This window comes from Eubacterium sp. AF16-48 (assembly GCF_003479405.1).
In the GTDB taxonomy this organism is placed as follows: Bacteria; Bacillota; Clostridia; order Lachnospirales; family Lachnospiraceae; genus Eubacterium_G; species Eubacterium_G segne.
Window position 1 is genome coordinate 110,802 of record NZ_QUHB01000007.1, and the last position, 23,236, is coordinate 134,037.

The following is a 23,236-nucleotide window of genomic DNA, read 5'->3' on the forward strand; positions in this document are numbered from 1 at the left end:
GTAATCTAAATTATTTTGCCACTACTTTAACTGCCAAAGTACCTGTAACATCCTTGTGAAGCTTAATGTTTACATTGTATGTTCCAAGAGACTTAATGGCATCAGGAATAACAATTTTTTTCTTATCAATGTCCATGTTAAGCTGTTTCTTTGCTTCAAGGGCGATTTCCTTGCTGGAAATTGAACCAAATACCTTTCCTTCAACTCCTGCCTGGATTCTTACGATAATGGACTTATTTTTAAGGTCTTCAGCTAAAGCTTTAGCTGCCTCTAATTTTTCCTTTGCTACCTTTTCTTCATTCTGTTTATGAAGCTTTAAATCGTTAAGATTCTTCCCTGTAGCTTCAAGTCCTAAATTTTTCTTTAAAATAAAATTTCTGGCATAACCGTCGTTTACTTCTACTATCTGACCCTTTTTACCAAGAGTTTTAACATCTTCTAATAAAATAACTTTCATTATATGTCACCCTCCTCTAATTTTCTTTCTATAATATCTTTTAAATGTTCAATGACTTCCTCTACGCTACTATCCCTAACCTGGGCTCCTGCTAAGTTCATATGTCCGCCACCGCCAAATTCTTCCATAATAACCTGTACGTTTACTTTATCTACGGAACGGGCGCTAATATATATCTGGTCTCCATAAGGAGTAAACACAAAGGATGCTTTTATATCCTTTATATTTAAAAGTTCATTTGCTGCCTGAGCCCCAACGACAGTAGGCGAAGATACATCCTGTGCGTTACATACGGATATGGCATATTCATCCATAAATACTTCCGTATTTTCAATGGCTTTGGCTTTTGCCTTATAATCATTTAAATCATCTCTGAACATTCTGCGAACCTTTGTAATGTCGGCTCCATTTTTCTTTAAATAAGCTGCTGCCTCAAAAGTTCTTACACCGGTTCTGTTTATGAAATTGTTAGTATCAATCATAATACCGCCGTAAATTGCTTCTGCCTCTAGCTTGGTAAGCTTAACTGTTTCGTTAATATATTGCATAATCTCTACAACCATTTCACATGTAGAAGATGATGATAATTCAATATAAGATAACTGTGCATTGTCAATAACGTCCGTACTTTGTCTGTGATGGTCAAATACCAAAAGACACTGGGAACGTCTTACCAATTCAGGATATTCCGTATAATTTGCCCTGCTTACATCCACCACAATTAAGGCATCATTTTTAGTCATTTTAAGGGCTGCTTCCTGACCTGTAATAAACATATCCTCGTCGTATATTTCCATTTCCTTAAAAGCTTCTACTAACGGAACAACACTGCTGCTTACCTCACCTAATACAATGTGGGCATCTTTTCCTATGGTTTTTGCAATTCTGTAAAATCCAATAGATGCTCCAAAGGAATCATTGTCCCCAATGTGGTGTCCCATAATGTATATGGTTTCCTTTGTTTCAATTAAATCACGAAAGGCTGTTGCCTTAACTCTTGATTTAACCTTTGTATTTTTTTCAACGGACTTTGTTTTTCCACCGTAATAATAAACCTTGTTGCCATCCTTCAATACCGCCTGGTCGCCGCCACGACCTAATGCCATGTCAATGGCAGTTCCTGCCAGGTCATAATTTTCAACCAATGTACTGCTTCCCATACCTATACCAATACTTATGGTAATTGGAAGCCCGTTTCCAATATTAACCGTCTTAACCTCGTCTAATACTGAAAATTTATTTGTCTGCATTTTACTTATATACTTTGTCTTGAAAATAACGAAATACTTATCGTTTTCCAGTTTTCGCACAATTCCGTCATACTGGGCAAAATATTTATTAATTTTTCTGTCAATAAGAGCAACCAAAAGTGTTCTTCTTGTTGCCTCAATACTTTGAAGCACCTCGTCGTAATTATCAATATATATATGTCCTGTAACTAAACGTTCTTCCCTGTTTTCCTTAGTCAGCTGTCTTACGTGGGTTTCATCAAACATATACATGGAAATAAGGGTTCCGCTACTTTCAGACAAAGCCGCAAGAGGACTTTCCTCACTGTTTCTCATATCAAACAGCTTAAGAACTACTCTGTATTCTCCCTGTTCCATTTCCACGTCAAATTCATTTCTTCCACTTTCGTCAAACTCTAAATATTCCGGTTTAAAGCTTTCAAAAAGTGCCATTGCAGATTTGCTTCTTACATCTTTTCCCTTAAAAATATTTTCCATCTCAATATTAGTCCATAAAATCTTTCCATCCATGTCTAAAAGACTATAGGGAATTTCCATTTCACGAAGCATATGCCTTTGAACCTGACTGTAATCAGCCCCAAATTCCACCAGCATTTTCGTTATATTAGGTTTAAATCCTAAATATGCAATAACCGTTAAAACTAAATATACACCCTCGGCTAATGCCATAAAAATTCCGGCTTTAATATCCACTGCAAACATTACCACAGTAATAATTAACCAAAATGCATTGTAATAAGCCGGCCACTTAAGGTATTGCTTCATCTGACCCTTCAGTCGTAATCCTTTTCTTTTCTCTTTCATGGTTTTCTTATCCATATATCGCTCCATCACGCCTGTTTAACGCAGTTTACAATATTTTTTAAGATATTTGTAATATATTTTACGTCTCTTAATGCCTCTTAGTATACCATTTTTCCGTAAATAATAAAAGCATATAGTTTTGCAGGTGCAACTTATCCCTTTTCTAATTTACTTTTTTATGTTTTTGTCTTAAAATAATGCTGTGAATTAAGATTATGAACGGAGATTATTTATGTTTAGAGTTTGGGCAAGAACCTTTAAAAGTAACAAAATGCTTAAAAGCACCACAATAGAACTGGATATTCCTAACGAAACAAGAACTCACAAAGTGTTTATGGCACTGGAGCAGGTTTGTGAGGAATTTGATTTAAGCAATCCTATCTGGCTGGATACAAATATTAATGAATTTAAACGTATCGCCCGCACAAGGTTTTATTCTGACAGTTTTGTTGAAACTATAGATTTTGATTATTTGGATTTTTACGTTATAGAAGAGGATGATGTTTAGTACTTACATCACCGTAAATACTAAACATATCCTAAAACTAATTTTCACATCAAATATTTAGTTTTCCACTTTTGTCTTGTCTTTTCCGTTATTTTTTTCTTCCATTTTTCTTAGAATTATTTCCCCTTTTTTCTGCATATACACTGCTATTGCTTCTTTAAGTAATTTCTTTGAAATCATATCCTTCATCTCTTTACACCTCACTTATTTTTCTTAAGAGAACTTTTTTGGCATATATAGTACACTATATATAAATCTCTCTATATATACCAACGTGTGAAAAAGCATTTCGGAACAAAACTTTTTTATTTTCGTTGTTTTGCACAAATTTAGTTTTCTTTTTTGTACATTTATTCCCTACTTAGACATTGTTTTGCAAAAGGAATATGTAAACGTTCTTCTTTGGGTAAACTGTCCCATAACACTATTTTTCATTGCTGTTTCATGCATATATTTTAAAGCATCCTTTGCATTATTAAATTTTGCCTTTCCCTCATAATGCTTTATACACTCATCAGTTATGGCTCTTGCGTTTTTAGGATTTTGCCAGAACAAATCGCAGAAATAGGCAATTAACCGGCTGTTGGTAAGTCCATATTCACTGCGGGCAACATTTATTCTTACTGCTACATCTGACTGAACCTGTGATTTTTGTACTTCTATGCCAAAACTGCTGCCTAAAAGTGCCTTCACTGCCACTAATTCTTCCTCACTAAAGCTTCTGGCACCATTTTCCCAGCTATCTCCTGACAAAATATCCGAGTATAACTTATCAGCCTTTTTCTTTTGTTTCTTTTTAGAGCCGGTAAAGGAGTTGTTAATTATATCTCTCGCCTCCTCTACATTAGTGGCACATATTCTTTTAAGCAGATCATGGGCTCTTTCCCCATACCACTGCCATGCTCCTACTGTAATGGTCTTTTCTCCCTTAAACTGAGCCAAACCATTTCTGGCTGCCATATAGTTTCCCGACTCATTTTGTGCCAAAAGTGAAATAATGCTGTTGGTAAGTTCATCACTTCCGCTAAAAGAACCTACATTTATTACACTTTGAAGCTGAGCCTGATACTCTAACTCCTGTTCTTCTTTATAATCTTCATATTCTGACTTTGTCATTGCCAACTCTGCCACAATATCAATAGCTACGGAAGAAACCGGCACCCATCCTGTTATGGATTCCGTCCTTTGAACCCTGAGATATTTTTTATTATTGCTAAATCCGATAACCGGATATGAACGTCCTGAATATCCCATACCTACAGCCACATCTTTTCCTTTAGCTTCACTTTTTAACGCCACATCTTTTGTAAATTTCGCCTCTATTAAATTGTCATCTAATAAAACCGTCTCCACATCGCTGTCCACCACAACATCTTTAACAGACACATATCCGGTAATTTTTCCTGACTTTATTTTATATTTCTTACCGTCCTGCTCAACAACCTTCATTATTCCTTTATCCGGCAGATAACCGATAACTTTTGACTTTTTATCTTTTGTTTTGTAGATTTTGGCACACTCATCGTCGTTGTCACTTAAATCAACTACACCCATATCAAATATTTTCTTTTTATATTTATCAATTTCAGATAATTTGGTTTTCTTTTTATTCTTTTTCTTAACCGTCTTCTTTTGAAGCTTTGTAACATTTAAATCTTTATTTAATACGCTGATATTATTTCCTATGGTTTCAATATTATTTTGTATATTTATTGCTCCTAAATCAGCTGCCGGTGTATCAGCAGATACACACAATGTTAAAACCATACCTAAAATTAACGCTTTTGCTCGCATTTTCCGTCCATCCTTTCAAATAAATTTCAAGGCTTTTGTTAGTCTTTCTATTCAACATTATCATTATATCACCGGTGACAAATACCACCAGCAATTTACCCTATATTTCATAGAACTTTAACAATTTTATATCTCCCCTATTTGTTTATATCCATTATCATCCAAATTTAGCATAATTACCCCACAGTTTTTCTGTAGCCCCCCTGACCAATATTCATCAATGCCGTGATTTAACACGTAGCACATAATGCCTTTATTCATTGCCCCATGTCCTGCAATCAGCACTCTGTTTAGCTTGTTTCTTTGTGGCTCAATAACCTGTTTCATAAACTCCTTTGTTCTATGACACACTTCCTCAAAGGATTCCCCGTTTTCAGGTGGAATGTAATGCCCCGGATCATCAAAAAACTTACAAAAAGAGTTGCTTTTGTCCTTTTTTAGCTGGTCTGCCTGCATTCCTTCATTTATTCCGAAATTAATTTCCCTTAATCTATCATCCTTTATAATAGGTATATTACGCTCTCCCCTAATAATGCATGCTGTTTCGTATGCACGGTTAAGAGGTGAACTGTAAATTACATCAAAATCCACATTTTCAAGCTGTTTTCCCCTTTCTCTTGCCTCATTTCGTCCTACTTCACTTAAATCAATATTCCTGTTTCCCTGAAGACGTTTTGATTTATTCCAAAGGGTTTCACCATGTCTTACAATATATATTTCCATTTATTTCTCCTTTAAATGCTTTTGCCTTATGAATTATAGCACTATGATCTTTTTACTTCAAACCGTGTTTATTGACAATATCCTATTTTTTACTTATAATCATTTAAAACCATTGTTATGGAGTGGATTTTTTTAAGACTTAGGTTTTATTTTCGCCACACAGCTTAATACAAGTTGTGTGGCTTTTATATTGTCAAAAAAGGAGAATTATAATGAATCAGACTTTTATGAAGGAAAAGCCGATTTTTCCACTGGTTTTATCCATGGCTTTGCCTATGACTATATCTATGCTGGTAAATGCCTTATATAATATAGTAGACAGTTATTTTGTTGCCAGTATCAGCGAAAGCGCAATGACTGCTTTGTCACTGGTTTATCCTATACAAAACATAGTAACCGCAGTAACTGTTGGCTTTGGTATTGGAATTAATGCCCTGGTGGCTTTTTTTCTTGGGGCTGATAATAAGCATATGGCTAACCGTGCCACATCTCTTGGAATGCTGTGCAATTTTATTCACGGAATACTTTTAACTATTATCTGTATTTCCATAATGCCCGGCTATCTTGGGCTTTTTACGGAAGATGCAGGAGTAATTTCTCAGGGACTTACTTATTCCCACATTGTTTTTGCTTTTTCCATACCTATATCCGTGTCTATTAGCTTTGAAAAAATTTTTCAGGCTGTTGGGCGTATGAAGGTTTCAATGGTATGCATGATGATTGGGTGTGTTGCTAATATTATTTTGGATCCGTTTTTTATATTTGGAATTGGATTTTTCCCAAAACTCGGGATTGAAGGTGCGGCTATTGCCACTGTAATAGGTCAGATTGCCACCCTTTTAGGATATGTTTTGGTTTATTTTTTAAGACCTATGCCTGTTAAAATCAGAATTTCTGATATGGGATTTGATTTAACATTATTAAAAAGATTATATGTTGTGGGATTTCCGGCAACTCTTAACTTGGCTCTGCCTTCACTTCAGGTATCTGTTCTTAACAGGATTCTTTCAGTCTACTCAGGCAGTTATGTTTTAGTTTTAGGTGCCTACTACAAGCTTCAGACGTTTTTGTACCTTACGGCAAATGGTGTGGTGCAGGGAATGCGCCCTCTCATATCCTATAATTATGGTGCCGGTGAAAAGGTACGTGTCCAAAAGATTTTTAAAACAGCTCTTAGCATAATCATTGCCGTTATGGCTCTTGGAACCGTCCTTTGCCTGTGGATTCCTCAGTATCTTATTGGACTATTCTCCGACAATGAAGCTACCATTGAAATCGGTTGTACCGCTCTTCGCTTTATTAGTGCAGGATTTATTGTTTCTTCCCTGTCTATCACGGTATCCGGTTCCTTAGAAGCTTTGGGAAAGGGATTTTCTTCCCTTGTTATTTCAATGTTGAGATACATTGTAGTTATGTTAGGACTTGCTTTCATATTAAATCACTTCTATGGTACTTACGGAGTTTGGGCAAGTTTCGGTGTCACAGAACTTATTACCGCCTTGTTCGCCTATGTTATCCACAAAAAAAGCGGATGCGGGGCAGTTAAGTGAGGTGGTTAACGTATATTCACATCGCTTTCTAGTGATAGAATATTGTCCTTAGGTGACAATATTCTATTATCATGAGTTGCCACAACCACCATTGAATTGTTTTCTGTATTTATCTGCCTTAATTCTCTCATGATTATCCGGGCATTATCAGCATCTAATGAAGCCGTTGGTTCATCTGCAATAATAACATCCGGATTATTTATGAGTGCCCTTGCCATTTCAACTCTTTGCTTTTCTCCACCAGACAATTTTTCCACAATAACATTTTTTAAGTTGCCAATTCCCAGTCTTTCCAGTAGTCCGAAAGCCTTGGTATAGGCGTTGCCATTCACCTTTCCACCAATATATATGGGCAATAACACATTGTCTAATACAGATAGCTTAGATATTAACATAGCTTCCTGATGTACATATCCTATTCTGGAATTTCTATATTTTAATATTTCTTTTTTATTTTTATATTTAATGGGACTTCCGTCAAAATAATAAACTCCCCTGTCCATTTTTTCCACAAGTCCGATTATATTCAATAACGTTGTCTTTCCTGTTCCGGAATCACCTACAATAAAGTTAATCTTCTCACTATCCAATTTCAGAGAATAATCACTAAAAATTTGTTTACTCCTAAAATAATCCACCTGATATTTTTTATACATATTGTGTATTTCAATCTTCATTTTCTTTTCCTTAATAAAATCTACTTTATTTTATGCAACATTAACATGGTATAAATTCCCTGTAGTCCCATAATTATTGCAAACAATGAGCCAATTATTATATAGCTGCTTTCACTGTATAGTATTTTTTGAACTTCTCCATTATTTCTACTGTTGCACAAAATCTCTATTATAAAAACTATTCCAAAGGCAACTATGCACTGTAAAAGCATATCTAACATACATAATGCAAATATTTTTTTCTTAGACATTCCCAATGCATAAAACACTTTATATATTTCCAGATTTAAGTTATAAATCATTGCCGATATTAGAACAAAGCTATTAATGATTAATACCCCAAACATTAATATGTATATGCCTGATGTACTAAGTTTTTCTCTCATTTCATTGCTTGAGTTCCTTTTCACCTCTTCAAAGGATGTTATATCATAATTTGAAAAGGCTTTCCTTATATCCTGTTCATTTCCCTTTGCAATTAAAGATATAATTGAAACCTTTCCCGTAATACTTTTAGCCATCTCTTTACTATTTGTAATAAGGCAATTATTATCCATTTTCTCTAACATCAGCTGATAGTCCATTTGTTTTCCACCTGAATTAAGTTTTGCAAATACAAAATCCTTTTTTAATATTCCACTCACCTTGCCTTTAACCTGTGTGCCTGTACTTAATGTTATTTTTATTATATCTCCTATTTTATATTTGCGATTCCAATCATAGCCTAAAATAAACTGCTGTTTCTTTTTCCCTTCAAACCACATTCCATATTTCAGCTTATACCGGATTTTTTCCATGGTATCATTAACATATATCACAGTTACATACTCCCCATTTAGCTGTGCATTTCCCTGTAATTCATAACCTACCTCAATTCCGTACCTACCCTGAATATCCCTGCATTTCTTTGTCAATGTATTTACATCCTGTGATTCATTAACACAGTTTGATATATAGTACATATCACTATCATAGCGTATGCTTTCATTTATATTTTTTTGTTCCCAAAGATCAAATACTTCTCCCTTGATAAATAGCACAAATATTATTATCTGTATTATAAACAGAATTTTATATTTTCCGTTTACCTGTAATGTTTTTAAAAAAAGTGTCACTTTTTTTCTCCTTAATTTCTACTGCCCCAAACACACTTATTACCAAACCAAATGCCAGTGAATAAATCCCCCAAAAAACAGGCAACTCATAAATCACAAATTTAATAACCTGACTAATTGATATGAACCACCCTCTGGAAATCAGCAATATTCCAACAGCCGTTCCTAAATAAGCTAACAGAAAAAACATCAATTCAAAAATGTAATAGCATAATATAATTTTTTTCTTTCCTGCACCATATTTGTAAAATATTTTAAATAAATTACAATTTCTTCCTGTATATTCCCCAAAAAATATCAGATAGCCTACTGCAAAAAGAATCAGTACAATTTGAATATTTATATTTATCACATTTTCTATTGTATATTCTCCCCAATAATAACAGGAAATAAAATATATACAAAAAATGCATATTAGTTGAAATGTCAGTAATGTTCTAAATAATATATTATTTTTTATTAATGTTTTAAAAAAAATTTTAACCATAATGTTGATATATAAATAATGAGGCTATAAATAGCCTCATTATTTATCAAAAAATTTTGCAATACCTTTCTCTATTTTTGTATTATTTAACAGATGAATAATCAATATCGATAATATTATTCCTATAAAATTCAAAATAACATCATCCACATCACATACTTTATTAGGAAATTTTGTGATTATATCTATAATATACTGTGTTATTTCTATAAAAACAATAGCCATAAAGCAATAAACAATGCATTTTCTGTAAGATTTTATAAAAAAAACATAATACAAAAAAAATACTAAAGGCATCAATAAGAGAATGTTTCCTCCCACCTGTACAGCAAAATTATGCACGCTTCCGACTCCCGTAATGGTCCTAAATGGTACGAAATTTGCGTAATTCATTTTCATCTTTTCCACCATATCATCACTCATTGCCCTATTAAACACGATTCTAACTGGTGTGTATACAACCTTAACTAAACATAAAATATATAATTCAAACAAAATCAAACCATATATGTTATACTTGTTTTTCTTTTTCAGTTTATATATTAATAATGTAATACACAGTATTAATATATATAATAGGGCAAAAATTTCTAAATGTAAATCAATTACTATCATTTAGACCTCCATGCCTATGGAGCATCCCATGTAAATGTAACTGTTCCCTCCACATGATATCTATACGGAGATGACAAATATACCCTGTAGGTAGCCTTTTCTTTTGTCGTAAATGTTACTGTTTTAAACTCGTGACTATTAACACTCTTGGACGAAATGTCAGCGCCCCCCCAACCATACCAACGTTTTTGTTCAACATAAATATCAATTGGACAATCATAACTTCTGACACAATTAGGTTGCATACCTACCTTTAATTTGCCTTTCTTTTTTATGTTCATTGACTTACTATAAACCCCCGCACTCATAGAGTATGTTGTTTTACGAATCTTTGTATCCGCAAACACAACCGTTGTTGACAAAACTGTTATAATCAGAATTGCCAACACTTGTTTTAAATGATGTTTCATATAGATAACCTCCATTCCTTTCAATTTTTTCTACATTTTTCCAATGTAAACATCCCTCCCATTTTACATTTATTTTTATATGAAGTCAAATATTTTTTACTTTTTCATCTTTTTTGCAAATATTAAAATTAACATTTTATTCTATATCAATTCGATTTTTAACTATATTTTTATTCCCACTTCATATTTTATAGTAGCCTTTATAAATATTATTACTGTCTGCACTCCCTTTGTTTTAATGGGATTTCTCTATTCTTGTTTTTATCATTGTTCGTGATATGTCTTTCGATTGGTGTAGTAATTGGTGTAGTAGAAAACTAGGTTTGTATCTCCCAAATTATGAGATTTTTATATTATTTAATTTGCTCAACTCCTGTTGTTTCTTTTCTTCGGTAACATGCGTATAGATATTCATTGTCGTTTTAATATCAGCATGCCCCATTATGGATTGGGTTGTTTTCACGTTTAAATCATTTTCACATAATCTTGTACAAAATGTATGTCGCATTATATGTGCAGAAAACTCTGGCATTTCTATTGCTTCTCTGTTTTCTTTTTCCGCCTTTTGTATTTCCTGCTCCTGCTCTCTTAATTCAATTATATTATTTGCATATATTGTCTGTCGCTCGCCTGTATCATCCGTAAAGCGATACATATACAGACCGTCTTTTCTTTGGCTTTCTCCTACTTTTAAAACTCTGCCCTTTGAATCTACTCGCTTTTTTCTTGCCATAGTTTTATATCCTTTCTGAAATTAGTTTGAAAGAATACTCACACTATGATAAGATTATTTCGTAGTGCAGAGTATTCTTATTTTGTACTAAGTCAATGGGTTAGTCATTCGCTTTGGTCGGGGAGTGACTAACTTTTTTATTTACCTAATAACAAGTTTATTCCCTGTCGTATGGCTTCGCCTTTGGTTATATTGTTTTTCTTGCAATACTCTTGTAATGCCTGTTCCGTTTTAATATCTAAACGGACGCTAAACCTTATATCCTTTTTTACGTCAGCACTTGCTTTCGGTCTGCCGACTTTTTGTGACACTATCTTTTCACTTCCTTTCTATTTTTGTCACACCTATATTGTAATATTTGTCACGCAAAAATTCAACTATGAATTTTAATCAATGTATGTATCTAAAACTTTGCTTGCTGTCGGAATATCGATTCTTACGGATTTTCCAAAACGCTTTATTGCTCCTGTTCCGTCAAGCAAATTCATAAGGGTATTTCTTCCAAGTTTGTAATAATCACAAGCCTGTGGAACTGTTGCATATTTTTCTATTGTATCTGAATAACTGCCTTTTCGCATAAATAGCACTTCCTTTCAATCATATTAAATATTATCGTAGCCTGTAAATTTTTATTTGTTTCAGTTCCTCATCTGATATGGCATGAAACTCTTCATCCCTATGCAGATATTTTTCAACAGAATCATATACGTCTAGCGTTCCATCTGCATGATAGTGGTGTACTTCATGAATCCTGCGTAGAAATGCCTGCCAAGATTCAGGACTGTTTTTTTGTACCTCTGAATACTGCATTTCCAAACTCCAATTAGATATTATGTAAACTCTGCTGTAGCAGGCAAATTTATTGCTGTACCTTGCAGGAAGTTCAATCGGATATATGTCACAGTAGTTGAGCATATCAGATATTTTTATACCCGACCTAAATTCGTCGAAGGCAATTACTTCCTGCGTTCCATAACCATCAAAAGGATGTAAATAGTCACTGACCCTGTACACATTGGAATTGCCGTGTTCGTCTAATACCCCTCGGGTTTTGCCAGTGCCTGTTGCACCATAGATATATATCACTTTTAAATCCAATCGTCTTTCATTCTTGTATTTTTCCGTTAACAGCATAGTTCGGACTTTATCCAGTTTGTCAATGTTCAAGATATAATCATTATTTATAGCCAAAATTTCAGCGTTTGAGTATCCGTTTTTTATCATCTCATAGAGTTCTTCCATGTCGGCTTTTTTACCTCTTTGTGTGGGAATCTCTCCCCATTCCTCAAAAGTACCTTCAACGCTTGTTTCTGCCTTGTTTGTTTCTGCCCATTTTCCTGTTTTCTTAATATATTCAACATTAGATTGAGCAGAGCCTTTGGCAATTTCAATATGTGCTTCATCAAAATTTTTCTTCACTTTCGACCAACGAACTCTAGAAGAAAAGACAACATAGATATGCGTATGATACGTACCCTGTCCCCCGATTTCATCAGCCATACAGAAATACTTTAAAGTGGTAAAATTCATAATCAGTGTTTCTTTTATCTTTTCGTGAGTATAACCATATTCAACAGGGTTATTGATTGTAAGTTGAAAGGCATTTCTCTGCACATTCTTTATGTTTTCCTGTTGCAATTTTTATCAACTCCTTTCCTTACATATAAACTAACACATTACTTCGTTTATTCAAATTTCAATGCTCACCCCTAAAAGTAGGAGAGTACAAAGCTTATTTTGTTCGATTTGTTCATTTGGTGCGAACAGGAATTTTGAACCTTAAAACCCTTCATTTATGGGGATTTTATTAATGATTTTATTTGTTTGTGCATGGCACGGTAGTATTTACCAGTTTTGCTAAGGAAGCTTTTCCTATTATCAGATATCGTACAAAGGACATTACATATATCACAAGAGAGAAATGTAAATGTGGCAGAACTCACGCACGTATTCACAGACTTATGGGACGTTCAGATGACATGCTTATTATCAAGGGTGTTAATGTTTATCCTTCACAGGTTGAAGAAGTTCTTATTAAACACGGTATGCCTGCTAACTATCAGCTTATTGTTGACCGTGTAAATAACAGCGACACAATGGAAGTTTTAGTTGAGATGACACCTGAAATGTTTTCTGATACAGTTAGCTCAATTGAATCCAAGGAGAAAGAAATTGTTGCTGCTCTTAAGAGCATGCTTGGCATTTATGCTAAAGTTAAATTGGTTGAACCAAAGTCAATTACACGTTCAGAAGGAAAAGCTGTCCGTGTTATAGATAAACGTAAAATTTAAGGAGGTTTTTATATGTATATTCATCAGATTTCAGTGTTCGTTGAAAACAAGCCGGGTAACATTGCAAACTTTACCAATTTTCTGGCTGAACACAAAATAGACATGCGAGCATTCCAGATTGCTGATTCAAGCGATTTTGGTATTATTCGTATTATTGTAGACGATTCTTTTAACACTCTTACTTTATTAAGAGACCATAATTGGGTATGTAATCTTGCACACGTCATTGGCGTAAAGCTTCCGGACGAGCCGGGTTCAATGTCTAAGGCAATGAATGTTATTGCTGCCAACGGATACAGCGTTGATTATGTTTATGCCTTCCTTGCAAGAGGCACAGACGATGCCCTTATGGTATTCCGTGTTAAGGACGAATACACAGACAAAGTCGCTTCATTATTGGTTAAGAACGGAATGAAAACTGTTGACCAGGAAGATTTGACTAAGATGTAGTTTAGACGTTGATATTATTATTGAGCTAAACGGCAAATGCCATTTAGCTCTTTTTTCGTAGCATTATAGCAATACAAAAAGCGCCCCTCTACCTAAAGGAACAGGGCGACTGCTACGGTTACCAGTTTTCCAAACCGCTCCATTGACAAAATTCTAAACTACAATTTTTCGACAGATGCGCCTGAAGAAAGCTAAACCCGACGATCACAAGACCGTCGGGTTTTTCGTTTTCTCACTATGTATTTACTTTATTTTTACATTTGTTCCGTCCAGGGATTTGTTTTATTTCGGAAGTTTTACTTCGCTCTGATCACTTTTTTAATCTGCGGTCCCTGACCATTGCTCTTATTTAATCCTGTATTCATATAAATGTTCAGCTTCTTACCAGTCTGTGCTCCCTTTGGCAGCCATACAGTGTAGCTTTTCTTATTGCCTTTTATCCATGTATCACCAATCCTCATACCGCCGATCTTCGGAACTTTCTTCTTCAATGTTACTTTTACTTTATATTTTGTCCATGTGTACGGTTTGTGGTAAATCGGTGGGTACCAGTAATCTCCACTCCAGTGTCCTGGAGATGTCCAGCCTCTTACTTTCACCTTTTTCTTCTGTACAATCTTAATAGACTTCACAGCCGGTTTTACTGCCGAACCAGTCTTCAATGTCACTACGTCAGACGGTGTACCGGTTGCTCCATTCGCATAAGCCTGCGTACGGAACTTATAAGTTGTCAACGGCTTCAGATTCTTTACTATAGTTGCTTTATAACAATTATAATCTTTCACCGTTTTTACAGTTGTCCACTTACCACCTTTGTAAATCTGAATTCTAGCATTTGTCCCCATCATCTTCGTGGATCCTACGGTTACTTTTGCATAATTATGATAAGTCACTACTGTAGGTTTTTTTAATTTCTCTACCGGTACATAAAGATTTGTTGTATAAGTCTTTCCATTCTTTGTTTTGAAGGTAAGCCAACTCTGTCTACCAGCTTTAATATTATAGATTGGAACTTCGCCATGAGCAACCTTGTTGCTGTTATAGTTCCATGTCTTTCCAGAAATATGATCGTATACTTCTACGATTTTATCATCGGAATTTGCAGGTACCGTCTCTGCAACGACTTTTATGTTTCCTAACTGTGATTTCTTTACTTCTTGATGAGAACATTTAATCTTCTCAGCCGAAATATAGTTATGTCCATTCAGATTAAAATCAAAAATTGCCGGGTAATAAGCACCCTTGCTAGTAGATATGCATACATAATATATTCCACGCGTTAGTACCTTTGCTCCAGGCTCCCACGCCTCTTTGCCATTGTATTGTGAGGATCCTTCGCTATAGATTTGATTATTATTAGAGTCATAGACACGAATGAACGTACGATTCTGTCCGAAATAAGTTGCTCTTTCTGTGTTAACAAGGTGGAAGCTTGGATCAATCACTGCTTTGTCTGCAACATTAAACTTGTACCAACGTTCATCTGTTCCCGTTCCTGTCAGACCTTCATAAAGACTGTACGGATGTCCGGATAACGGAATCTCATATGCTGTATCTTTTGTAAGACCAATCTCGTCTTCTTTGAATCCGATTTTTTGATCAATGAATTCTGCGGTGATAGTAATATCCGTATAAGCTGCTGCATTTCTTGTAAATTCCACTTCACAGGCCTTTTCTACCCACTGACACGGATATAAATAAAGTACATTTGCATCCTTTACTGCTGTAGCCATACGGCTGGCAACTTCATGACCGCCTATCCATAATTTCGTATGGTAATTCCGCATAGGAATATTGTGCGAAAATGTTACTTTCATCGGCCTCTGTGTATTATTTGTTACTTCAATATGCTGTTCAAGCCCATCTGTTCTCTCAAATTGTACTATTTGTGATCCTTCAGATTTAAATTCCACTGAGTGCGTAACAGATTCCGCTTTCACTCCAATATCAGTTGTGAACCAGCCACCTACAACCAGGGTGCATAGCAGCAATCCCTTCAGTAAATAGTTACCTATTCGTTTCGACTTTAATTTCCTCATAACTTGTCCCTCCTTCTTATCTTCTTTTAATAAGTTCCAGAATATCTTTTAAAAACGACACGATTTTTCTAGTTAAAGTATAACAAATGCATTCGTTTTTTACCCTGTACTCAAGGACAGGTTTTCGTTATTTTACTGAGAATTTCAATATGTAAACAAATATTTTCTGAACAAAGTGCGAATATTATTGAATTTTTTCCGGGCTACTCGGAATGATAAAGTTTTTATTTGTCACTGCGATTGCCAGCCGCGTCTTATTGGCATAACCGGTTTTTGACAAAATATTAGAGACATGGTATTTCACCGTCCTTACGGAAATGTTCATCCGCTCTGCGATCTCGCTGTACTCAAGCCCATCGCACACAAAGCGAAGCACTTCTATCTCTTTATTGGTAAATTCTGAACTATCCGCGAGACCAAGCTGTACGCTCGGTGTTTTATCTGGAAATACACTTTCCCCGTCCATCGTCCGATTGATCACATCAATCAATCGTTCAGGGCTAATATCCTTATACCAGAAGCTGTCTACTTTCGCCTCTCTTGCCCGCTGCAAATATCCGACTTCCACCATGGAAGTTACGATAATGATTTTTATATTTGGAAACTCTGCCTTTATTTCTGCTGCCGCTTCGATCCCATCTTTATTTCCGGCTGTGCATACGTCCATCAACACAAGGTCGATCCGCTGTCTTCTACATATAGCAAGGGCGACATCCGCCCCATTTACGCTTGCCGCAAACTCATAATTATTGCTCTCTGAGATGACCCTCTCCATATTTTCACGGGGCATTCTCTGATCCTCTACAATTAATACCTGTTTCATGCTCTCTCCTCTTGAAATGTAATCGTCAACGCAAAGTACGGAAATGACTGTATTCGCATTTCTCCACCATAGTCAAATACATGTCGGGAAATATTATACAATCCGCCTTTTGGAACGATCTCTTTATCCGGCGCTGCTCCATTATTTGTGATGCAAATGCTGTATTGATGATTTTCATTTTGCATCTTGATGGAGAGCTCTGTCGCACCGGCATGGCAGACGCCATTTGTCAGGCACTCGCGCATTGCAAGGATGCAGATACTAGCCAGTTCCTCTGACTCCGACAAATCTCCCACACACACCACTTCTACGCCAAGTGTCTTTGCATCCTGCAGAAATCTTTCAAAATCGCCTTCTTCCAGCGGATATTGGTTGTCGTTCCAGATTGCATTTACGGCGTGGCGAAATAAGCGCACCGCCTCTTTATCATCTGCATTCTCCTGTGTCAGACTCTGTCGGATCGCAGTCAGTCCGGCTCCCATCTGATCGTGAAGCTTTGTCTTTGCCGCAAGTACTTCTCGTTCACGTGTCAAGATTAACACATTATCCGACAGATAGCGGAGTTCTTTTGCTATTTCTTTTAACTGTTCGGTCTGCTTTGTCAGATTTATTTTTTCTTCATATTTTTTTGTAATATCCAGGAAAATAGCTTCTGTATAAGCCTTTCCTTTCCGGTCTGTCACTTCATTTTCCCGATAGCTCCATGCCTTCCCGTCAGGAAAAAGGTAGATTTCTTTGTTGTTAATCCGGCTCACGCCATAACGCTCACACAGGCACAGTGCCTCTTTTAATTCCTCTTGCTTTTGCAAATCTCTGTGAGCGATTGTTTGAAATAGGCGATACATCTGTTCATTGCAAAGTTTCACATATCCATCTTCTGTAAAATAACAGATTCCAATGGGCAATACATTCATCGCCTCTTTAATAGAATTCTGTCGGATTTTTTCTTTTCTTGTACGATGCAGCCAAAATCCTTCCCAGATAAGCAATCCATCGATCACACCGACGATGCACCACCAAATCCACAGTGAGACATCCGGCATTTGAAAATAAGCTGGTTTTCCTCGCTCTGCCTCGTAAGAATAGGCCAATGCATTTACAAGAAGAAACAAAAATACGAAGATTGCGATATTCATATGCCACTTTCGATTGTCGATCTTCATATCGTGGAAAACAAGAAGCAAGATCAAACTCGCCACGAGACTTAATAATATTGCCAGCATCAAAAATGTCTGCATTACGATTCACCTGCCTTTTCCACTGTAAATACAAATCGCCATATGCCATCTTCGCATGTGCAGGACTGTGCCATTTCTGAAAAACAGGCAAGATCGGTCTCGCTTTCGATCTCCATACAGAATAGAATATCTTCACTCTGACTGCGGAGCTTTATCCACACCGAAGCGCAGCTGTCTACACATTTTTCCACTACATTTTCAAAAAATTGATACATAACAACAGCATCTCTTACATAGATTTTCTCCCCTTCCGGGAATGAGCATGCGCAGTCAATATCTAACAATCGTAAACTGGAAAAGGATTCCTCTATACAGGCTTCCAGCTCGACGACGTCTGATACTTTTGATCTTTCTTCGATAAACTCTAGATTTCCGCGTCTTTTTATATATGTTCCAATGAGGCTGATTTTCACTAAAAGGATACGGCTTTTCTCCAGCTCTTCTTCCTCTTCGTAACGATTGAGCAATTCATTTAAAAGATTGATCTGTTTGGCAGTCTGTGTCTGCAGTTTGTCGAATAAGCGGTTTTTCTCACGCAGCATATTGATGGCTGCCTTCGTCTGATAATTTTCCTGCTCGATACAGTTACTTTCTTCGATCGTCTTTCTATTTTCTTCCATTCTCTCAAGAAGCTTAATAATGTCTTCCATATCTTCCTGCCAGAGAACATGACCGCCACGAATTGTTCGATTCTGGATCCGCGTCTTTTTATCGATCACCACATCCTTCTCCACCGCATCCTTCATCGTCTTTTTCGATAATGGCATTGCATTCGCAGACGCATAACAAACGTTGTAATTCTGATCCGTAATCTGAGCACCCAATGTACAGACTTCAAACAGTTGATCGTACCCAGTATTTGTCTGGATCAATCCGCAGCGCACACAGCTTTCCAGTATTCCAACGAAAAACAGACATAAGACAGCGGTAATGTCTCCGCCAATTTCCTGTACCCACGCCACACCGCTTATGAAGAGCACTGCATAGAGAACTGCAGCGCCGATCCCAAAAAGGGGAAGGTATTTCTTTTTCTGTGAATGCCTGCACTTGTAAATCATCAGAACAAAAGCAGTTAGAGCGCAGACTACTTCCCAAACCAACACCACATAATAGCCCCATCCGTATGTGTAATGACTATCTGACCACGCAGACCCTACCGGAAAAGAAAATACAAGCTGGTGCAAATCATTGGACAGCACAAGCAGAACTAAGACAGCTGTTGGAATATATACTCCTTTTAACCATTTAGGCAACCGATATTCTTCCGACTTTCCGAGAAAGAATGCTGCCTGCAATACTGCTACAGGAATGAACAACATCGGTATGTAATAGCTGTACCACAAGTAACGCGCGATCTGGTTATCCATTGTGAAAAAATATTTTGTCGTGCGCACAACAAACCAGAATATGATCAATTCTGCTATAAAAATCAATACATTCCGCACCGATTTCTGAATAACTCTTTTATAAATACTGATGCCCCATCCGATATATACTCCAACGTAGATCATTGTCCGCAGCATACCACATATAATGCGGAGCGAACTTATTTTTCCTAATCTGCGACAGAGCAATGCCGCGAGCATACATAGCAAAAAGAGCTGGATATTCAACTGTTCTCTGGATTCGTTTTTCTTTTTCATTAGCGTATTCAAATGTATTCCTTTACTGTATTATTCTATATTTTCTATCACTTCTATCTTACTATATTTGCACAGTTTCGACCATATGATAACGCATTTTATACCATCGCCATAACTACTGTTGACACGCTTCGACTTGTAACCGTTTCGATAATCATCGGATTCTGAACGTTGTGATTTTGAATACCCCAAATGGTCATCCATTTCAGCTTCCATCATTTCCTTGATTGTACCTCCAAGAAGATCTTTTAATGCATCCTGGATGTCTTCAGCTGTCTGGATGTCATATTCATCCAATAGCTGGTGGATGATGGCACGTTTGCCATCGGTCATTTGTACCTTGTGTACTTTTTTTCTTTCTCTTGCCATAATTAAGGCATCCTATAATAAATTTTATCATAGAAGGCCTATTAATTATATTTAAATATTAAATTTACAGAAAAACTTTCACAAAAAGCCCCTCTACTTTCTTGAGCAGAAATGCGCTTTTTTGCTTTTTTCACTATTAACTTTTATTTAATTTTAACTTTATAAGCTTTAGACCAACTAGAATTTAAAACCTTTCCATTATATAACTGAGAATTCTGTACTCGCACATATAATTTTTTCTTTTTCTTCAACTTAGAGTTTGAAAGCGTGAAACTGCACTTCTTAACTTTCTTGTCCAGAATTTTCTTTTTGAAATTTTTAGTTGTTGAAACCTGAACTCTGTAACCATATGATGAAGCTACTTTTAAAATTTTAATCTTTACCTTTTTTGCTTTTTTCTTCTTGTTAGCTTTCAAAACCTTTGATGGCTGAACCTGTATCTTAGCAAAATGGATTGTGGCATTTTTAAGTTCCTTATTATTGTCACTTATTCTAATTTTTAGCCAGCCCTGCTTTGAGCCTCCATAATATATGTCCTTAAAATTTTTACAGCCTTTAAAAACTTCAAATGATATATTCTGAACATTCTCCGGTATGGTAATACTTTTTAGTTCTGAATTTGCAAATGCATCATAGTCAATTTCTTTTACTGATGTTGGCAATACTATGTTTTCTGCCGGCACATTGGCAAACATATATGAACCTATCAAGGTTACTTTTGAACCTATGTTAATTGTCTTTAAGTTCTTACATCCTGCAAAAACCGGGCTCACCGTTCCTTCGCAGTTTACGGCATTAAAATTAACTGTACTTAATGACTCGCAGTTTTTAAACGCTTCAAAACTTATACGTGTTATCCCTTCCGGTATTGTAACTTTGCTAATTTTCGAGTTCAAAAAAGCATCATAATCTATCCCTTTTACTTCATAACCATCTAATGTTGACGGTATTATAACATCTGTTGCGCTGCCTAAGTATTTTTCAATAGTTGCATCTCCACTACTTAAAGAATACTCATACTCCCCACTTCTAATATTTTCCGCTTTCACTGTTCCTGAAATCATTCCCACTAACATCAATGTTACTATGAATGTAAGCACAATCCCTACATATTCTTTTGATTTTTTCATAAAAAACTCCTTTATACCTTCCTTTGATAATATAATTCTGCTATGTCTCTTAATGGCTATAACATTTTTTTGCTTATAACTCAATATTTTTAAGTCTAATTAAATAAGGTATTATATGTGTTGGTTTTATAGGAGTTTCCTGCTCTGACAACACTGTTGTTCCACCAAAGTCTGCTCCACCACCTAAAATTGTTGTTTCTCCAAAATCGGCTGCTACATCTGCATATGATTTTCTCGGTTGCATAATCACATTCTGCTGTGCATTTTGTACCGATTGTACATACGAATTTTTATTTTATACAGGTGATTGTGGTGCAACACTGTCTTACATCTTAGGTGTTTCCAATCCCGGCACTGAGAAATTAGCTCCAGGAACTGAAAATGGTGCCTGAGTATTGTTCTTGCTCTTTTTATTTACATTGTTACTTTTTTTAGCTCCACTGTTTTTTTCTTGTTTTTGCTGTCTATATTTCTCCTTGTTTTCCTTGCTATAGTGCATCAGTAAATGAAACATAGATATCTCTTTTTCATCTTTTCCCTTTTTTCCGACATTAGTTGCGCCTTGCGGTACATTCATTGCTGACACCGGAGGTTGTACTGGTGGTACAGATATTCTGTTATCGGGTATGTTCTGTCTTACAACAGGTTCTTTTTGTATCGAATTTACCTTCGGCTGTTGTACACTATTCGCATCAGTTCTATTAACTATCGGCTCAGCTTTTTGTGTCTGAGAAGAAATATTAGAATTTTGCTTTTGTACATTTATGTTTTGTTTTTTACTTGATTGTGTACTGACTGATTCTAACTGTATATCTGACAATAACTGTTTAAAATTATATACATTAAAAGATGAAGAACTGTTTAAAAAGTTCATCAGTTTAGCAACATAATCACAGTTTTCAGTCTGATCAAATTGATTTGAATATTGGGCGATACCTCTTTTTCTTTTTCAATTGGTGTAAAATTGGTGTACTAGGGTAAAAATAAGGCTCTCCCACTACTGGGAAAGCCTTTAAAAATCATTGTTTTACTCTACTGTGTATGGCATTAATGCGATATTTCTTGCTCTCTTAACAGCTGTTGTAAGAGCTCTCTGGTGTCTTGCACAGTTTCCTGTCATTCTTCTAGGAAGAATTTTACCTCTTTCAGACACGTATCTCTTTAATGTTGCTACATCTTTATAATCAATTGCTTTATTTTCATTTGCACAGAATGCACAAACTTTTTTTCTTCTACGACCGCCTCTTCTTCTCATTGGAGAATCTGGTCTCTCGCTCTTATTGTATGGCATTTTTTACCTCCTTAAATATTCTCTCTACTATATACTAGAGACTACTAAAAATTGAATGGTAAACCTGAATCATCCACATTATCAGGGATGTTCATAAATCCATCACCTGCAGGAGCTGTCGGTGCTGATGCTGCAGCAGGCTGCTGTGCCTGGAATCCTGCATTATCAGATGCTGCCTTACTCTCAGCAAATTCCTGATTTTCTACAACTACTTCTGTAGTGTATACTGTCTTACCATCCTTATCCTGATAGCTTCCTGTCTGAATACGACCCTCAGCTACTATTTTTGTTCCCTGATGGAAATACTTTTCTGCAAATTCACCACTTCTTCCAAATGCTACGCATCTGATAAAGTCTGCTGACTGCTCTCCATCTCTTTTAAATCTTCTGTCTACTGCTAATGTATATCTTGCAATAGCCAACTGTCCGTCACCAGATGTAGAATATCTGACTTCCGGATCACGGGTCAAACGACCCATTAATATAACCTTGTTCATATTATACCTCTCTTATGTCTCAAATTATGCTTCTACAGCGACACACATAAATCTGATAACATTTTCCATAATACGAAGCTGGCTTTCTATTCCGCTTGGAGCGTCTGTGTTATCAGTATCAAAAGTAATGAAGTAGTAATATGCTTCTGACATCTTCTGGATTTCGTAAGCTAATTTTTTCTTTCCAGCATCGTCAATGTTAGCAATAGTACCGCCGAATTTTTCAACAAGAGCTTTTACCTTCTCTAATTCAGCTGCTCTTCCTTCATCATCAAGTTTCGCACTAACAACAACTGTTAATTCATATTTGTTCATGCTTTTACCTCCTTCTGGTCTCTGGCT

27 protein-coding genes and 2 pseudogenes are annotated in these 23,236 nt (G+C 35.9%); 4 read left to right on the top strand and 25 right to left on the bottom strand.

The annotated features are described in order from the left end of the window. Nucleotides 1-10: 10 nt before the first annotated feature. Both rplI and DWW68_RS09220 read right to left on the bottom strand, forming a co-directional pair. Entirely contained in the window at nt 11-457 is a 447-nt protein-coding gene (gene rplI, locus DWW68_RS09215) for a 50S ribosomal protein L9 (protein ID WP_021953454.1), read from the bottom strand. Then, nucleotides 457-2,526 (bottom strand): DHH family phosphoesterase, encoded by a 2,070-nt coding sequence (locus tag DWW68_RS09220; protein ID WP_243053083.1) that lies wholly within the window; start codon nt 2,524-2,526, stop codon nt 457-459. The genes rplI and DWW68_RS09220 overlap by 1 nt, the downstream gene beginning before the upstream one ends. Before the next feature lie 217 nt (nt 2,527-2,743). Between DWW68_RS09220 and DWW68_RS09225 the strand changes: the two genes are divergently transcribed. Continuing rightward, nucleotides 2,744-3,019, top strand: coding sequence for a hypothetical protein (locus DWW68_RS09225; RefSeq protein ID WP_021953456.1), 276 nt, complete (start codon nt 2,744-2,746; stop codon nt 3,017-3,019). Nucleotides 3,020-3,076: 57 nt separating this feature from the next. Here DWW68_RS09225 and DWW68_RS13830 read toward each other — a convergent pair whose 3' ends face one another. From DWW68_RS13830 to DWW68_RS09235, 3 genes are all read right to left on the bottom strand, one after another. After that, on the bottom strand, nt 3,077-3,208 hold the full coding sequence (locus DWW68_RS13830; protein WP_279220115.1) for a hypothetical protein: 132 nt from the start codon (nt 3,206-3,208) through the stop codon (nt 3,077-3,079). Nucleotides 3,209-3,376: 168 nt separating this feature from the next. Beyond that, nucleotides 3,377-4,813 carry a hypothetical protein gene (locus tag DWW68_RS09230; protein ID WP_118589490.1) on the bottom strand — a complete coding sequence of 479 codons (1,437 nt, stop codon included), beginning with the start codon at nt 4,811-4,813 and terminating at the stop codon, nt 3,377-3,379. 126 nt (nt 4,814-4,939) lie between these two features. Beyond that, a complete protein-coding gene (locus DWW68_RS09235) occupies nt 4,940-5,536 on the bottom strand; it encodes a histidine phosphatase family protein (RefSeq protein WP_118589491.1) in 597 nt (198 codons plus the stop codon). Nucleotides 5,537-5,748: 212 nt separating this feature from the next. On the opposite strand from DWW68_RS09235, the gene DWW68_RS09240 reads away from it, so the two are divergent. Further along, nucleotides 5,749-7,086 (top strand): MATE family efflux transporter, encoded by a 1,338-nt coding sequence (locus DWW68_RS09240; protein ID WP_118589492.1) that lies wholly within the window; start codon nt 5,749-5,751, stop codon nt 7,084-7,086. Nucleotides 7,087-7,091: 5 nt separating this feature from the next. Here DWW68_RS09240 and DWW68_RS09245 read toward each other — a convergent pair whose 3' ends face one another. The 9 genes from DWW68_RS09245 to DWW68_RS09285 form a co-directional block, all read right to left on the bottom strand. Then, the gene (locus tag DWW68_RS09245; RefSeq protein WP_118589493.1) at nt 7,092-7,763 is read right to left on the bottom strand and encodes an ATP-binding cassette domain-containing protein; all 672 of its coding nucleotides are present in this window, start codon (nt 7,761-7,763) and stop codon (nt 7,092-7,094) included. A gap of 20 nt (nt 7,764-7,783) precedes the next feature. Further along, the gene (locus DWW68_RS09250) at nt 7,784-8,878 is read right to left on the bottom strand and encodes an ABC transporter permease (protein WP_021953462.1); all 1,095 of its coding nucleotides are present in this window, start codon (nt 8,876-8,878) and stop codon (nt 7,784-7,786) included. Beyond that, a complete protein-coding gene (locus DWW68_RS09255; protein ID WP_147365663.1) occupies nt 8,835-9,230 on the bottom strand; it encodes a hypothetical protein in 396 nt (131 codons plus the stop codon). The genes DWW68_RS09250 and DWW68_RS09255 overlap by 44 nt, the downstream gene beginning before the upstream one ends. A 174-nt stretch (nt 9,231-9,404) precedes the next feature. Then, the gene (locus DWW68_RS09260; protein ID WP_021953464.1) at nt 9,405-9,980 is read right to left on the bottom strand and encodes a VanZ family protein; all 576 of its coding nucleotides are present in this window, start codon (nt 9,978-9,980) and stop codon (nt 9,405-9,407) included. 14 nt (nt 9,981-9,994) lie between these two features. Further along, nucleotides 9,995-10,390 carry a hypothetical protein gene (locus DWW68_RS09265; RefSeq protein WP_021953465.1) on the bottom strand — a complete coding sequence of 132 codons (396 nt, stop codon included), beginning with the start codon at nt 10,388-10,390 and terminating at the stop codon, nt 9,995-9,997. Between the two features lie 337 nt (nt 10,391-10,727). Beyond that, nucleotides 10,728-11,123, bottom strand: a complete 396-nt coding sequence (locus tag DWW68_RS13835) for an integrase DNA-binding domain-containing protein (RefSeq protein WP_021953466.1) — start codon at nt 11,121-11,123, stop codon at nt 10,728-10,730. 137 nt (nt 11,124-11,260) lie between these two features. Continuing rightward, nucleotides 11,261-11,434: a ribbon-helix-helix protein, CopG family gene (locus DWW68_RS09275; protein WP_118589494.1), complete on the bottom strand. Its 174-nt coding sequence runs from the start codon at nt 11,432-11,434 to the stop codon at nt 11,261-11,263. A 75-nt stretch (nt 11,435-11,509) separates the two neighbouring features. Next, complete coding sequence (locus tag DWW68_RS09280; protein WP_021953467.1) at nt 11,510-11,701, bottom strand: DUF6462 family protein; 192 nt, start codon at nt 11,699-11,701, stop codon at nt 11,510-11,512. 31 nt (nt 11,702-11,732) lie between these two features. Beyond that, a complete protein-coding gene (locus DWW68_RS09285) occupies nt 11,733-12,761 on the bottom strand; it encodes a hypothetical protein (protein ID WP_207721409.1) in 1,029 nt (342 codons plus the stop codon). A gap of 194 nt (nt 12,762-12,955) precedes the next feature. Here DWW68_RS09285 and DWW68_RS09290 point away from each other — a divergent pair. Then, nucleotides 12,956-13,414 (top strand): annotated as a pseudogene (locus DWW68_RS09290) (phenylacetate--CoA ligase); the annotation flags it as partial. Between the two features lie 12 nt (nt 13,415-13,426). Further along, nucleotides 13,427-13,864, top strand: a complete 438-nt coding sequence (locus DWW68_RS09295; protein WP_021953470.1) for an ACT domain protein — start codon at nt 13,427-13,429, stop codon at nt 13,862-13,864. A gap of 296 nt (nt 13,865-14,160) precedes the next feature. On the opposite strand, the gene DWW68_RS09300 is transcribed toward DWW68_RS09295, so the two are convergent. The 11 genes and pseudogenes from DWW68_RS09300 to rpsF form a co-directional block, all read right to left on the bottom strand. After that, complete coding sequence (locus tag DWW68_RS09300) at nt 14,161-15,903, bottom strand: fibronectin type III domain-containing protein (RefSeq protein ID WP_021953471.1); 1,743 nt, start codon at nt 15,901-15,903, stop codon at nt 14,161-14,163. 184 nt (nt 15,904-16,087) lie between these two features. Further along, nucleotides 16,088-16,726 (bottom strand): response regulator transcription factor, encoded by a 639-nt coding sequence (locus tag DWW68_RS09305; RefSeq protein WP_021953472.1) that lies wholly within the window; start codon nt 16,724-16,726, stop codon nt 16,088-16,090. Continuing rightward, a complete protein-coding gene (locus tag DWW68_RS09310; protein WP_021953473.1) occupies nt 16,723-17,964 on the bottom strand; it encodes a hypothetical protein in 1,242 nt (413 codons plus the stop codon). The genes DWW68_RS09305 and DWW68_RS09310 overlap by 4 nt, the downstream gene beginning before the upstream one ends. After that, the gene (locus DWW68_RS09315; RefSeq protein WP_118589495.1) at nt 17,964-19,607 is read right to left on the bottom strand and encodes a histidine kinase N-terminal 7TM domain-containing protein; all 1,644 of its coding nucleotides are present in this window, start codon (nt 19,605-19,607) and stop codon (nt 17,964-17,966) included. Before DWW68_RS09315 ends, DWW68_RS09310 begins: the two co-directional genes overlap by 1 nt. A gap of 108 nt (nt 19,608-19,715) precedes the next feature. Continuing rightward, a pseudogene (locus DWW68_RS09320) lies at nt 19,716-19,976 on the bottom strand (transposase); the annotation flags it as partial. 143 nt (nt 19,977-20,119) lie between these two features. Then, nucleotides 20,120-21,106 (bottom strand): leucine-rich repeat domain-containing protein, encoded by a 987-nt coding sequence (locus tag DWW68_RS09325; RefSeq protein WP_021953476.1) that lies wholly within the window; start codon nt 21,104-21,106, stop codon nt 20,120-20,122. 73 nt (nt 21,107-21,179) lie between these two features. Further along, nucleotides 21,180-21,350: a hypothetical protein gene (locus tag DWW68_RS13490; RefSeq protein WP_021953477.1), complete on the bottom strand. Its 171-nt coding sequence runs from the start codon at nt 21,348-21,350 to the stop codon at nt 21,180-21,182. Between the two features lie 81 nt (nt 21,351-21,431). After that, entirely contained in the window at nt 21,432-21,980 is a 549-nt protein-coding gene (locus tag DWW68_RS09330) for a hypothetical protein (RefSeq protein WP_118589496.1), read from the bottom strand. A gap of 153 nt (nt 21,981-22,133) precedes the next feature. Further along, the gene (rpsR, locus tag DWW68_RS09335; RefSeq protein ID WP_021953479.1) at nt 22,134-22,397 is read right to left on the bottom strand and encodes a 30S ribosomal protein S18; all 264 of its coding nucleotides are present in this window, start codon (nt 22,395-22,397) and stop codon (nt 22,134-22,136) included. Between the two features lie 44 nt (nt 22,398-22,441). Continuing rightward, complete coding sequence (locus DWW68_RS09340) at nt 22,442-22,894, bottom strand: single-stranded DNA-binding protein (protein WP_021953480.1); 453 nt, start codon at nt 22,892-22,894, stop codon at nt 22,442-22,444. Nucleotides 22,895-22,918: 24 nt separating this feature from the next. Next, nucleotides 22,919-23,209, bottom strand: a complete 291-nt coding sequence (rpsF, locus tag DWW68_RS09345) for a 30S ribosomal protein S6 (RefSeq protein WP_021953481.1) — start codon at nt 23,207-23,209, stop codon at nt 22,919-22,921. Nucleotides 23,210-23,236 lie beyond the last annotated feature (27 nt).